The following is a 13,419-nucleotide window of genomic DNA, read 5'->3' as shown; positions in this document are numbered from 1 at the left end:
AAAAAGGGATTTGCATGGAAGTTCGCGTTGCCAACGTGCGCAAGGAGTTTGACCGGTTCCCGGCCCTCCATGACGTGTCGCTTGACATCAAGTCCGGTGAGTTGATTGCGCTGCTCGGGCCGTCCGGTTCCGGCAAGACGACACTGCTCAGGCTGATTGCCGGGCTGGAGCGGCCGACGAGGGGAAAAATCTTCTTCGGCGAGGAGGATGCCTCGCACAAGTCGATCCAGGAGCGCAACGTCGGCTTCGTCTTCCAGCACTACGCGCTGTTTCGCCATATGACGGTCGCCGACAATATCGGCTTCGGTCTCAAGGTACGGCACGGGCCGACGCGGCCGCCGGCGCAGGAAATCCGCCGCCGGGCCTCCGAGCTTCTCGACCTGGTCCAGCTTTCCGGCCTCGAAAAGCGCTATCCGGCGCAGCTTTCAGGCGGCCAGCGCCAGCGCGTGGCACTGGCGCGCGCCATGGCGATCGAGCCCAAGGTGCTGTTGCTCGACGAGCCGTTCGGCGCGCTCGATGCCCAGGTGCGCCGCGAACTGCGCCGCTGGCTGCGTGACATCCATGACGCCACCGGCCACACCACGGTTTTCGTCACCCACGACCAGGAAGAAGCGCTGGAGCTTGCCGACCGCGTCGTGGTGATGAGCCAGGGCCGCATCGAGCAGGTCGGCTCAGCAGACGAGATCTACGACACGCCGAACTCGCCCTTCGTCTACGGCTTCATCGGTGAATCGAGTTCGGTGCCGGTCAAGATCGAGAATGGCGAGGTCTGGATCGCTGACCGGTCGATCGGGCTGTCCGCGCCGCACGCACCGGAAGGCGAAGCATTGCTGTTCTTCCGCCCGCACGACGTTGAATTGGTGGACGGCTGCAGCGGCTGCATCGCCGGTACGGTTGCCGCCAGCCGCCGCGTCGCCGGCACCAGACGGGTGGAGCTCGAAATCGGCGGCGAGCGTCAGCGGGTCGAAATCGAACTGCCCGTCGACCATCCTGCAGCACAGAAGAGCCGGGTGGCGTTTCGGCCGCGTCGTTGGAAGCTTTTTCCGACCGCGTAGTGCAATAACCCCAGAGCAGGCTCCCAAGAGACTCTGGTTGGAAGGAAATCCTACCAGACGACTGTTTAGGCAATGCTTTTTCCCGTAGCGTTACCATAGACCCGCCGTGCATGCCTCGTCGCCGACGACATGGCACGGCTATGTTCAGGCAAACGCATTTGCATCAGGAGCCCGTTTTCATGAAGCGATTTGTTTTCGGCCTCGCCACGCTGGCCGGCCTGTTCCTCGCATCCTCCCAGGCCTGGTCGGCCGACAAATTGCTGAACGCCTCCTATGATGTCGGTCGCGAACTGTTTGCCCAGGTGAACAAGGCCTTCATCGCCGGGCACCCCGGCGTCGCCATCGATCAATCGCATGCCGGAACGTCGGCGCAGGCGCGCGCCATCGCCGAGGGACTCGGCGCCGACGTCGTCACCTTCAACCAGGTCACCGACATCGATTTCCTGGTCAAGAAGGGCCTCGTCTCGGCCGACTGGCAGAAAGATTTCCCCGACAACGCTTCGCCATTCTACTCGCTGCCGTCCTTCCTGGTGCGCGCCGGCAATCCCAAGCACATCAAGGACTGGAACGACCTCGTGCGCGACGACGTGCAGGTGATCTTTCCCAACCCGAAAACATCCGGCAATGCGCGCTACACCTATCTGGCGGCCACCGCCTACGCCAAGGAAGCCTTCAAGGGCGACGACGCCACGGTGAAGGAATTCGTCACCAAGCTGTTCAACAACGTGCCGATCTTCGACACCGGCGGCCGCGCCGCCACCACCACCTTCGTGCAGCGTGAGATCGGCGACGTGCTGATCACTTTCGAGTCCGAAACACGCGGCATCCGCAAGGAGTATGGCGACGACAAGTTCGAGCAGGTCACGCCTTCGGTCAGCCTGCTGGCGGAGTTCCCCGTTGCGATCGTCGATACGGTCGCCGATGAGCATGGCACGCGCGATCTCGCCAAGACCTATCTCGACTTCCTCTACACACCGGAGGGCCAGACTATCATCGCCCAGAACGGCAACCGCGTTCGCGACGCGACTGTCGCCGCCAAATACAAAGCCGACTTTCCCGAGGTCCGCCTGCTGACGGTAGAGGATGTCTTTGGCGGCTGGGACAAGGTCCAGAAGGAGCACTTCGCCGCCGGTGGCCTGCTCGACCAGACCTATGGCAGTCGCTGACGTCGGGCAACGTCTTCAGCCAAGCATTCAGTCTCCTCGACCAAGCAAAATGAGAGCCGGCTTTGTGCCGGCTTTCTTCATTTTTGCGATCCGGAAAGGTAATTTTCCGGTGAATGCTCGGTGCTGGCTGTCCAAAACGTTACGAAGAATCAACGTCTTGTGTTTATCGTGCGATCGGGCGGCTTGCTTCGCGAAACTGCATTGCGGACGAAACGTCATGATTTGCACACAAACAACCGCCAGATGCGGGCGGTTGGGGTTTTCATGAACTGAATCGGGCATGCTTACCAAAAAAGGCAAATACGGCCTCAAGGCCCTCGTGCACCTGTCCGGCCTTCCGGTCGGTCAGCTGGCATTCGTCAACGACATTGCGGTCGCCAACAACATCCCGAAGAAATTCCTCGATGCCATTCTGGGCGAGTTGCGCAATGCCGGCTTCGTCCAGAGCCGCAAGGGCAAGGAAGGCGGCTACCGCCTCGCCCGGCCGGCCTCCGAAATCAAGATCGGCCATGTCGTGCGCGTGCTCGACGGGCCGCTGGCCCCGATTCCCTGCGCCAGCCGCACGCAGTATCAGCGCTGCGAGGACTGCGACGAGGCGACCTGCCAGGTCCGGCACATGATGCTGGAGGTGCGCCAGGCGATCGCCGAGGTGCTGGACAACCGCAGCCTCGCCGCCATGCGCGACGCCGACAATGACGACTTTCCAGTCGAACTGACGTCGCAGATCTAAGACCTAGCCCCCTCAGACCAAGCCAAGCTTGCCGGCAAGCCCGACACCTAGAAACAGGATGTGCGCGGTAGCTTGAACTCGACGATGCGGTTGCGCGCGAAATAGCCGAACCTAGATCACCCCATCGGCGCCCGATTGCGCCCTTGGAGCAGACGCAGTAAAGCGATTTTCGGACGCGTACAAGAACAGGCTGGAAACCGAACGGATGAGGCTGCCATGGTTCGGACAATCCAGGAGAGCCAACCGGAAGGGGTCGTCCGCCGCCAGCTTTCACACTGAAATCATCGCTGATGTGCTGGTGCCGGAAAGCGCCGAGTCTGTCCGGTTCTTCAGCCGAAAGCTCGTCAAACCCGGAAAACTGCGTCGCTTCTCCAACAAGGACTTCCGCGAAAGCCTGTTGTTCTGCTTCTATCTCGGTGTTGCGGCGACGCTGCCGGTCAGATGGTGGGCGCCGATCTGTGGCTGGGTCTCCGGGCTTCGGCTGAAACGCCACATCCGCAAGGGATTTTCGCGCTACGCCCTGGCAACGCGCGCAGTGCTTGGCAACGGCGTCGATGCGCAAAGACTGTTCAGGGCCATGCTTGCCGGCCTCCACCGCCGACGCCTGCAGCTTGCCGCGCATCTGGTCGGCAAGCGCTGGTCGCCGGCCATCCGTCTGGAGGGCCTGGACGGTCTTCAGGAGGCACTAAAGCGCGGTCGCGGCGCCATCATCTGGTGCGACCAGTTCGCCAGCCAGACGATCATCGGCAAGCGCGCGCTGCATGAGGCCGGCGTCGAAGCCCATCAGGTGAGCGTCCGCTTCCACGGCATTTCCGACTCGATGTTCGGCTTGCGTTTCCTCAATCCGCCGATGGTTGCGGTCGAAAACCGTTTCCTGAAAAGCCGGGTCGTGTTTGACCGCAGCGACGCCTATCAGGTGACCCTACGCATGCAGAAGATCCTGAAGGGCAACGGCGTTGTCCTGATGACCAACAACATCCATGCCGGCTCGACATTTGCGGAAGCAAGTCTTGGGGAAAGCGGCTGGACGCACCTCGCCTCGGCGCCGGCAAATTTTGCCGCGCGAGGCGGTACGGCGCTGTTTGCCATGTCGACCTTCGAGACGATCCCGTTCGGCGAATACCGGGCCGTCATAAGCCCCGAACTGGTGCCGGCGGCAGCGAAGTCCGGCCGCCCCAAGCCCGGGGGTATGGAGGCAAAGAACATGGCGGTGCAGGCGCACTACATCCTGCTCAAGCGCGACCGGTTCCTGGAAGCCGTGAGGCTGCATCCTGATCAGATGATGTCGTGGTCCGGTCACGAACGGCTCACCGATCGGCCGGACGACACCGCGCTAGACAACGATCCCGGCACAATTTCATAAGATCGCACTGAGCTGAACCACGACATCTCCGACAAGGTCGGAGACCGGGCGTGTCGCGTCGAGCGTCAGTGCCCGCTCGTCTGCATCAGGCGCTTCGAGGATAGCGAACTGGCTGTCGACCAGGCTTGCCGGCATGAAATGACCCTTGCGGTTGCCGACACGTCGCTTTGCCGTCGCCGGGTCGATCATCAGATAGATGAAAACGATGTCCTGGCAAAAACCGCGCAGGCTCTCGCGATAGCTGCGTTTCAGCGCCGAGCAGGCGGCGACCACGCCCTGCCCGCTGCCGACCGACGCCGCGATCTGTCGGCCGATGGCGTCGAGCCAGCCTTCGCGCAACGCATCGGTGAGCGGCTGGCCGCTCGCCATGCGCGCGACGTTTTCGGGCGGATGCAGCTGGTCGCCTTCGACAAAGCTGGCACCGAGCGCCGCAGCCAGCGCCTTGCCGACGACCGATTTGCCACAGCCGGCGACGCCCATGACCACGACGGCCGGCAGCGCTCGAACAATGCTCGTCTGGGGTTGCGGCGCCTTTTCGTCCACGGGTCAGCGGCTTGCCGGCGCGCGGCCATAGAGAAGCAGCATGGCGACGATGACGACGCCATAGGTGATCTGCCGTCCCGCCTCCGGCATCTGCATGACGGAGAGAATGGATTGCAGCAGCGTGATCAGGATGACGCCGGCCACGGTGCCGAGATAGGAGCCGCGCCCACCAAGGATGGAGGTGCCGCCAAGCACCACCGCGGCGATCGACGGCAAGAGATAGGCATCGCCCATCGACTGTGCCGCCTTGGAAGCATAGCCGGCCAGCAGCACACCACCAAAGGCGGAGAGCCCGCCCGAAACCGCGAAGGCGATCATCACCACGCGGCGCGTGTCGATGCCGGAGAGGTAGGCGGCGCGCTCGCGATTGCCGATGCCATAGACGCTGCGGCCAAAGCTGGTGCGGGTCAGCACGAAGACCATCGCAGCCCCGATCAGTGCCCAGATGACGACGGCATTGGGCACGCCCGGAATGGCAAAGCCGGTCGCCAGATAGCGCATCGCCCCAGTTGCCGAATCCTGCGGCGAGAACCCGCCGGTATAGACCACCATCAGCCCTTGCGCGACGGCGTTGGTGGCCAGCGTGATGATCATCGAGGGAATGCGCAGATAGGCGACCCCGATGCCGTTGACGATGCCGATCAACATGCCGCAGAAAATGCCGAACGGGATTGCCAACGCAACACCAACCGGCCCGAAGGCCGCCAACGCACTGGCCATCATGGCGCCCACTGCCACCGACCATGGCACCGACAGGTCGATCTGCCCGAGCAGGATGACCAGCATCATACCGGTGGCGATGACGCCGAGAAACGAGGCCACCTTGAGCTGCTGCAACAGATATTCCGGCGACAGGAAGCTGCGTGAATAGAGACTGCCCAGAAACAGCAGCAGCACGATGCAGGCAAACGCCGTCAACACCGCCGGGTCGGAGCGGCGGATGAATTTCGGCATCCGGTTGGCAATGCCGGCAATGGTCGTTTCGCTCACAGGAACCACTCCAGCCGGTTGCGGACCCTGAACAATGCGAACGCGCCGAGGCTGACCGCGATCAAAAGGACAATACCTTGGAACAGCGGCTGCCAGAGCGGATCGAAATCGAAGACGAAGAGCAGGTCGCCGATGGTGCGGAAAGCCAGCGCTCCGAAGATCGCGCCGATGGCGCTGCCCTTGCCGCCAAACAGCGAAACACCGCCGAGCACGACGGCAGCGATCGAGAACAAGGTGTAGGCATTGCCGCTGGCATAGGCCGCATCGCCGGTATAGGTGAAGAAGGTCAGGAACAGCCCGCCGATCGCGGCCAGCAGCCCGGCAAGCGCGTAAGCGGCGAACTTGCCGCGCCGGATTGGCACGCCCGACATGTAGGCCGCTGTCTCCGATGACCCGGCCGCGTAGGCGGCGCGGCCGAGCACCGAGCGGCTGAACGGCACCCAGACGACAAGCACCACCGCCAGCAGCACGACCAGGCTCGCCGGTACCACGCCAAACAGGCGCCCGGTCAGCGCGTCGGCGAGATCCTCGTTGACCGAACCGCCTGGGAACGGCCGCAGCAGCAGCGCGATGCCGAAATAGACCGCGCCGGTGGCGATGGTGGCGACAATCGGCTGCAGGCGCCCATAGATGACGATGGCGCCGTTGACCGCCCCACAGAACAGCCCGGTGCCAAGCACCGCGAAGACACCGAACGCCGTTTCGATGCCGGTGCCGATGACCAGCCACGAGGCCAGGCAATTGGTCAGCGTGAAGATCATGCCGATGGAAAGGTCGATGCCGGCAGTGATCACCACCAGCGTCTGCGCCATCGCCACGAAAGCGAGCAGCACGCCCTTGTTCGAGGCCGTCTGCACGACATTGGCGGTGAAGCCGGCCGGATGGTTCGAGGTGTAGATCACGAACATGGCGATGAAAATGCCGAACGCCAGCAGCGTTCCGCGCTGTTCGGCAAGCCAGTAGCGCCAATCTTTCACTCCATGATCCCCTTCACGTGTTAGCTCCTTGCCTGGGCTCAGCGTTCTCGCCGTGGATGTTGAGCGCGCTGGCGATCAGCGCCCGCTCGGTGAGCTCGGCGCCGGCCAGTTCGCGTTTGACCGCACCGTCATAGAGCACCAGCACCCGGTCGCAGCAGCCGATCAACTCGTCATAGTCGGTCGAATAGAACAGGATCGCCGCACCCGCGTCGGCGAGCTTGCGCATCAGCTGATACAATTCCTGCTTGGTGCCGACATCGATGCCGCGCGTCGGATCGTTGAGCAGGATGATGCGCGGCTGGCGCATCAGCCATTTGGCGATGACCACCTTCTGCTGATTGCCGCCGGACAATGCACCAACCGGAATGTCGAGGCCGGCCGTCTTGATCGCCAGCAGCCCCACCATGTCGTCGATCAGCCGCTGCTCGGCGGCACGGTCGATGATGCCGGCCCTGGACAGCCGGTCGAGTGCGGCGAAGGAGAGGTTTTCGCGCACCGTCATCGGCAGCATCAGCCCTTCCGTCTTGCGGTCCTCCGGTATCAGCGCCATGCCGATCCGGTCATCGCGCGCGGCGGACGGACTGGTGATCGCCACCGGCTTGCCGTCGATCAATATCTGGCCGGACAGGCCGCGCAGCACACCGAAGAAGGCAAGCAGCAATTCGCGCTGGCCCTGGCCGTCGAGACCGCCGAGGCCGACGACCTCGCCCGCCGCGACCGTGAGCGATACATTGTCCAGCCGGTCGGTCCAGGAAAGCTTGCGTGCTTCCAGCACGGGAACGGCGGCAGCCGCGGCACGCACGGGCTTCGGCGGAAAGATGTGGCTGTATTCACGTCCGATCATCAGCTCGACGACTTCGTTGTCGCTCTTGGTGCCTGCCGCATAGCTGGCGACGTTGCGGCCGTTGCGGAACACCGTGCACTGGTCGGCGAGTTCGGCAATCTCGTTCATCCGGTGCGAGATGTAGAGCAGAGCCAGCCCCTCCTTCCGCAGCCGCTTCAACACGCCGAAGATCTTGGCAACGTCAGCCCCCGTGAGCGCCGAAGTCGCCTCGTCGAGGATCAGGATGCGCGGCTTCCTGGCCAGAGCCTTGGCGATCTCGACCATCTGCCTTCTTGAAAGCGGCAGATCCTTGACCAGCGCAAGTGGATGGATGTCGGCAGCGCCCGCGCGTGCAAGCGCCTCTTCCGCGATGCGCCGCTGCGCCTTGCGGTCGATCATGCCGAAACGCTTCGGCGGATCGGAAATGACGATGTTGTCGGCAACACTGAGCTCAGGGACCAGCGACAGTTCCTGGAAGATGCAGACGATGCCGGCCTGGTTCGCGGCAGCCGGCGAAGCGAAAGTGACCTTGCGGCCGTCCAGCGTCATGTGGCCTTCGTCGGGCGCGACGACGCCCGCCATGACCTTGATCAGCGTCGATTTGCCGGCGCCGTTCTCGCCGAGGATGGCGTGGATGCTGCCTGGCTGAACCGAAAGCTCGGCCTTCTCAAGCGCACGCACGCCGCCATAGCGCTTGGATATGCCTTCCATACGGAAGAGCGGAACCGCACCGTCCATCGGCCCCTCCCAAGGCGCTTGTTGTTGGGAACCGGCGCCGCGGGCTGACCGCGGCGCTGGGTGATTGGCAGGTAAGCTTACTGGTTCTCTTTGGTCTGGCCCATGATTTCCTGCGCGGTGAAATTGATGCCGCAGGTCGGGAAGGCATTGCCGACGAAGAAATTGTCGGACTGGTCGGGGAAGTAGTCCTGGCCTTCCTTGAAGTTCGGATCCTCGACGATGGCCAGCGGCAGCTTGACCGATTGCGGCACGACCTGACCCTCGAGCGCGGCGATCGCCGTCTTGATTGCAACCGCCACCTGGGCCGGACCGGTGCCCGCGGACGAGCATTTCAGCCCGTCGGCGGCATGCTTCGCGCAGAATTTGCGGAAGCCATTCTCGGTTTCGCCGCCGAACGGCACGAACGGATGCTTGGCGTCGATCATCGCCTGCACGATGCCGGTGTCGCCGCCCTGGCCGGTGATGCCGACGAACGGACCGTTGGTGGCGATGGCGTCAGCCGTGACCTTCTGTGCTGTCGGATCATCCCACTTGCCGGCAACTTCGGTGACTTCCCATTTCTTGCCCGAAGCGGCGAAGACCTCATGGATGCCATTGTGGCGGTCGGTATCGACCGACGTGCCTGCAACGCCGCGCACTTCAAGTATCTTTCCGCCATCGGGTATATGGCTGATCAGCCAGTTGCCCCAAAGTTCGCCAAGACCCTTCTGGTCGACATTGACGTTGATGGCATCCTTGGTATCGAGGATGTTGTCGAAGGCAACCAGCACGACGCCGGCTTCCTTGGCACGCTTGATGACCGGCCCGAAGGCTGTCGGGTTCTGGGCGTTGACGACGATGGCGTCATAGCCGGAATCGATGAAGTTGTTGATCGCCGAAATCTGTGCCGGCACGTCCTCACCGGTCGACACCACCTTGAATTCCTTCAGCTTGGCGGCGACGTCTTTTTGCGCTGCGTAGGCCTTGGCGGTCTGGATCATCTGAATGCGCCAGGTGTTGGCAATATAGCCATTGGCGAGCGCAATGCGGTACGGACCGTCTTTCTTGGGGAATTTGAAGAATTGCGTGTCGGCGGCCCACGGCGCGAAGCAATCCGGCTCGGCGGCCGGTCCCTTGACGATTTCAGGATCGGCGATTGCCGACGAGCTCAACATGACGAATGCAGTGGCGGCAACGATGCCACCAACGAGTGACTTGATCATCGATATTCCTCCCAGTTGCAGTTCTGATTGTTTTTACGCGTCGTCAAATCGCGCGTCTGGCCCGGCACCTCCCGCCTTGCCCGTCACGCTCTTCAGGTGGCCGAATGCCGACCCGATCCCCTCCTTGTCGCCTTCGTAAGCCGGAACAAAAACTATCATATTATACATAATAAACAAGCATGAGCTGTCGCTTATATATAATAAACAGGCTCCGGCTGCTGTCGCGAACTTCTGTGCAAAGCATATGGTAGCGCTACCATGACGTTGTGTAAAGTGCCATTTGAAGGACGCAGAAACGCCTTCAGCGGGCGGTGCTCTCGCGGCGCTGGAGTTCGAAACCGAGGTCGACGACCCGATTTTCGGGCCTGTTGCCGGCGATCGCGGCCAAAGCCATGGCGACGGCTCGCCTGCCGATTTCATAGCGGTGGGTGCGGACGCTGGTGATCGACGGAAACGCCGACTGCATCATGTCGAGATCGTTGAAGCCGACGATGCCGATCGTCTTCGGCACGGCGATCGAGGCGCGGTGGCATTCGAACAGCACGCCGAGCGCGATATCGTCATTGTTGCAGAAGACCCCGTCGAGCGTCGGCATCTTGGCCAGTGCGTCGCGCAACAACTCGCGCCCGAGCGTCACGCTGGACGGCAGGAGCGTAGTGGTGACCAGCCGCGCATCGAACAAGCCGGCAGCTTCCATCGCCGCGCGGTAGCCGGCCAGGCGCCGCTGCGAACGCGGATCCATCCGCGCGCCGATGAAGCCGATCCGCCGGTAACCGGCCTCGATCAGGTGCTGCGTCGCCACCCGGCCGCCGTCGAGATGCGAGAAGCCGACCAGCATATCGACTGGATCGGGGCCGGTCTCCATGACCTGCACCACCGGGCAGCCGGCCGTCTCCAGCAGTTTCCGCGACGTCGGTGTCTGGTCGATGCCGGCAACGATCAGTGCCGCCGGGCGCTGGGGCCCGAACACTTGCAGCAGCCGTTCTTCCTCGAGGCCTGAATAATGGGTGTTGCCGAGCTGAACGCGGAACGGGCCGTCCGACAGACTGTCGTAGATGCCGCGCACCACCTCGGCAAAGACATTGTTGGTGAGCGAGGGCACCAGCACGCCAAAGACCTCGGCGCGTGCCGAGGCCAGCGCCCGCGCATTCGGGTCCGGCACATAGCCGAGTTCGTCGACGGCGGCCTGGATTTGTTTGCGCAAATCCTCCGAAACGCGCGCCGGCTCGCGCAAGGCACGCGACACGGTGATGGCGCCGACGCCGGCCTTGCGCGCGACATCGGCAATGGTTGGGCGGCCGCCGCCGCGCCGTGAGCGCGGCTTGATCAAGGCCTTGCTCCCCGCGCCGTGCCTTCGCCGAAGCGCGGCCGCGAAACGATATTCAGCGTCATTGCCACTGTCGCCATGCCGAACCGGCCTGTTGCCGCACCCACTCGCCGTCTGGCGTCGCGCAGCCTTCCGCCATTGTCAAGCGAACTGGCGGGAAGTCGTGTGCCCGCTGGAGCGTCTTAAGCCATCGCCATAGCGCTGCGCCGGGCTTTCCACAGCAACAGCGTCATTGCCAGTATGTTTAGAAGGTTCCAGGCAATGCCATTGAGGAATGCCGCGGCATAGGAGCCGGTCAGATCGTAAATCCACCCAGACATCCAGCCGCCGATCGCCATGCCGAAGATGGTCGCCATCATGACGATGCCGACGCGCTGGCCGGCTTCTTTTGCCGGCATGTATTCGCGTACGATGATGGCATAGCAAGGCACGATGCCGCCTTGCGACAGGCCAAAGACCAGCGAGACGACATAAAGCGAGGCAAGCCCGTCGAAGGGAATATAGAACAGCAGCGACAGGCATTGCAGCACCGTGCCGATCAGCACGGTTTTGACACCGCCGATGCGGTCGGCAAGAAAGCCGGACGCAAGCCGGCTGACGACGCCCGCCGCCAGCATGATCGACAGCATGTCGGCGCCGTGCGCGACGCCGTAGCCGAGATCCATGCAATAGGCGACGATATGGACCTGCGGCATCGACATAGCCACACAGCAGCCAAGGCCGGCGATGACGAGCAGCACCTGCAAGGCCGCCGGCGACAACGAGATCGGCTGGACCGGCCGGCTTCCGGGCGCACCAGCCGCGGCTTCGCGGGGCGGGCCGCGCCTGAGCATCAGGATCAGCGGCACCATGGTCGCGAGGCAGACGACGCCGATCGCGGCATAGGTGAAACGCCAGCCTTCGCTTTGCATGACATAGGGCATGACAGCCGGCCAGATCGCGCCGGCGAGGTAGTTGCCGGAGGCGGCAGCCGCCACCGCGACGCCGCGGCGGCGGTTGAACCAATGCGATATGTCGGCGATCAGCGGACCGAAGATCGCCGACGTGCCGACACCGATCAGAAGCCCCTGGACAAGCGTGAACTGCAGGATCGATGTGGTTAGCGACGCCAGCAGGAAACCGGATCCGAGCGCTGCCGAGGCTATCAAGGCGGGGATCCAGTAGCCTATGCGGTCGATGGCGCGGCCGACCAGCACATTGCCGGCGGCGAAACCAACCATGGTCGCGGTATAGGGTATCGACGCCGCCGCGCGATCGACGCCGAATTCAGCCTGCACGGCGGGCAGCACCACGACCACAGCCCACATGCCGACGCCGCCGATCGTCGACAGCAGCATCGAAATGCCGAGCCGCATCCATGCATAGCTGCTGTCGATGCCGGGACTGCTCGCCTGGCTGGAGACGTTTGTGGTCAAGGCGTTTCCTGTCCGCGGTTCTGCAAATCGACCGTTCGGCCGCCACTATCGGCGCATTCGCGGCGCCGAGCAGCGCCACGACAGGCAAATCCGTGACACCAGGGATTTCACGTCAGGTGGAACAGTGGCTGGCTCGCACCGATCGTCATCGATTGGTTTTGGCAGATTTGCCTGAACTGGATCTGGTGACAGATCCTCTTTATCGCCGCTGTGAAGAAAATACCTACCGAGACCGGATAACGATATCGGTGTTGGCCAGCAGCTTGCGCACCGCGTTGCGGGCAGCATCCGGCCGCTGCAAGCGGATGCACTTCTCGATCGCCTCATGCAGCTTCTGCGCGTGCTGCAGATCGTCGAGTTCCCGCGTTGTGTAGGTAAACAGATGGTCGAACGCCGATTCGATCAGCACGCCGAGCGGCACCAGAAGGTCGTTGCCCGACGCCCGCAGGATGGCGAGGTGGAAGCGCGTATCGGCGCGGGTGCGTTCCTGCAACGACGCTGCCTCGCCCATCTCACGGCAGGCCTGGCTGATCTCGGCCATCTGCTCGTCGCTGCGCCGCATCGCCGCAAAGGCGGTCGCTTCCGGCTCGATGATGTGACGGAATTCCTGCACGGTTTTCAGGAAGACCTCGCGGTCCGGCGAGGTCGCATACCAGGCGAGCACGTCACGATCGAGCAGGTTCCAACGCTCCTTCGGCTCGACCCAGCTGCCGATCTTGGGGCGCGACGCCAAAAGGCTCTTCGCCATCAGCATCTTGATCGCCTCGCGCACCGCCGAGCGGCTGACGTCGAAGGTCTCGGACCATTTGGCTTCGTTGGGCAGGATGGTTCCTGGCGGATAGTCGCCGCGTACGATCCTGAGCCCAATCTCGTTGGCCAGCGACCCATGCACGCTCGACCCCGGCATACGGGCCGCATCGGCTCGACGAACGCCCGTCGGGCGCTCGGACGACGCCGCCTTGGCCGACGCTTTTCCCTTATTCGGCTTCTCGTCCCGCATAAGTCCACAAAGTCTGGATTTCGAAAGCTGTCAAGCACGGGAGATCGGCTGGGCCGCAAAGCCGGCTTCTATGCACAGATCAGCCTGGAT

General features: G+C 63.1%; 13 protein-coding genes. 4 read left to right on the top strand and 9 right to left on the bottom strand.

The features are described 5' to 3' along the window. Nucleotides 1-14: 14 nt before the first annotated feature. Together LHFGNBLO_RS18895 and LHFGNBLO_RS18890 are read left to right on the top strand one after the other, a co-directional pair. Entirely contained in the window at nt 15-1,055 is a 1,041-nt protein-coding gene (locus LHFGNBLO_RS18895; protein ID WP_258600711.1) for a sulfate/molybdate ABC transporter ATP-binding protein, read from the top strand. A 179-nt stretch (nt 1,056-1,234) separates the two neighbouring features. After that, the gene (locus LHFGNBLO_RS18890) at nt 1,235-2,221 is read left to right on the top strand and encodes a sulfate ABC transporter substrate-binding protein (protein ID WP_258600705.1); all 987 of its coding nucleotides are present in this window, start codon (nt 1,235-1,237) and stop codon (nt 2,219-2,221) included. Nucleotides 2,222-2,248: 27 nt separating this feature from the next. On the opposite strand, the gene LHFGNBLO_RS18885 is transcribed toward LHFGNBLO_RS18890, so the two are convergent. Continuing rightward, on the bottom strand, nt 2,249-2,503 hold the full coding sequence (locus LHFGNBLO_RS18885; RefSeq protein ID WP_258600702.1) for a hypothetical protein: 255 nt from the start codon (nt 2,501-2,503) through the stop codon (nt 2,249-2,251). Here LHFGNBLO_RS18885 and LHFGNBLO_RS18880 point away from each other — a divergent pair. Beyond that, nucleotides 2,502-2,951 carry an RrF2 family transcriptional regulator gene (locus tag LHFGNBLO_RS18880; RefSeq protein ID WP_006202816.1) on the top strand — a complete coding sequence of 150 codons (450 nt, stop codon included), beginning with the start codon at nt 2,502-2,504 and terminating at the stop codon, nt 2,949-2,951. The genes LHFGNBLO_RS18885 and LHFGNBLO_RS18880 overlap by 2 nt on opposite strands. Before the next feature lie 205 nt (nt 2,952-3,156). Continuing rightward, nucleotides 3,157-4,314, top strand: a complete 1,158-nt coding sequence (locus LHFGNBLO_RS18875) for a hypothetical protein (RefSeq protein ID WP_258600701.1) — start codon at nt 3,157-3,159, stop codon at nt 4,312-4,314. On the opposite strand, the gene LHFGNBLO_RS18870 is transcribed toward LHFGNBLO_RS18875, so the two are convergent. The 8 genes from LHFGNBLO_RS18870 to LHFGNBLO_RS18835 form a co-directional block, all read right to left on the bottom strand. Then, entirely contained in the window at nt 4,309-4,857 is a 549-nt protein-coding gene (locus LHFGNBLO_RS18870; RefSeq protein WP_413774635.1) for a gluconokinase, read from the bottom strand. The two genes, LHFGNBLO_RS18875 and LHFGNBLO_RS18870, sit on opposite strands and share 6 nt — an antisense overlap. Nucleotides 4,858-4,860: 3 nt before the next feature. Then, a complete protein-coding gene (locus tag LHFGNBLO_RS18865; protein WP_258600700.1) occupies nt 4,861-5,847 on the bottom strand; it encodes an ABC transporter permease in 987 nt (328 codons plus the stop codon). Further along, a complete protein-coding gene (locus LHFGNBLO_RS18860; protein WP_258600699.1) occupies nt 5,844-6,824 on the bottom strand; it encodes an ABC transporter permease in 981 nt (326 codons plus the stop codon). Before LHFGNBLO_RS18860 ends, LHFGNBLO_RS18865 begins: the two co-directional genes overlap by 4 nt. A gap of 13 nt (nt 6,825-6,837) precedes the next feature. Continuing rightward, nucleotides 6,838-8,385 (bottom strand): sugar ABC transporter ATP-binding protein, encoded by a 1,548-nt coding sequence (locus LHFGNBLO_RS18855; protein WP_258600698.1) that lies wholly within the window; start codon nt 8,383-8,385, stop codon nt 6,838-6,840. 77 nt (nt 8,386-8,462) lie between these two features. Further along, on the bottom strand, nt 8,463-9,587 hold the full coding sequence (locus LHFGNBLO_RS18850) for a sugar ABC transporter substrate-binding protein (protein WP_258600697.1): 1,125 nt from the start codon (nt 9,585-9,587) through the stop codon (nt 8,463-8,465). Nucleotides 9,588-9,888: 301 nt separating this feature from the next. Then, nucleotides 9,889-10,917, bottom strand: a complete 1,029-nt coding sequence (locus tag LHFGNBLO_RS18845; protein WP_258600693.1) for a LacI family DNA-binding transcriptional regulator — start codon at nt 10,915-10,917, stop codon at nt 9,889-9,891. A 179-nt stretch (nt 10,918-11,096) separates the two neighbouring features. Further along, nucleotides 11,097-12,269: an MFS transporter gene (locus LHFGNBLO_RS18840; RefSeq protein ID WP_258609809.1), complete on the bottom strand. Its 1,173-nt coding sequence runs from the start codon at nt 12,267-12,269 to the stop codon at nt 11,097-11,099. A gap of 283 nt (nt 12,270-12,552) precedes the next feature. Next, on the bottom strand, nt 12,553-13,329 hold the full coding sequence (locus tag LHFGNBLO_RS18835) for a FadR/GntR family transcriptional regulator (protein ID WP_258600692.1): 777 nt from the start codon (nt 13,327-13,329) through the stop codon (nt 12,553-12,555). Nucleotides 13,330-13,419: the final 90 nt, after the last annotated feature.

This window comes from Mesorhizobium sp. AR10 (genome assembly GCF_024746795.1).
In the GTDB taxonomy this organism is placed as follows: Bacteria; Pseudomonadota; Alphaproteobacteria; order Rhizobiales; family Rhizobiaceae; genus Mesorhizobium.
This window is presented reverse-complemented; position numbering and strand designations above follow the sequence as displayed.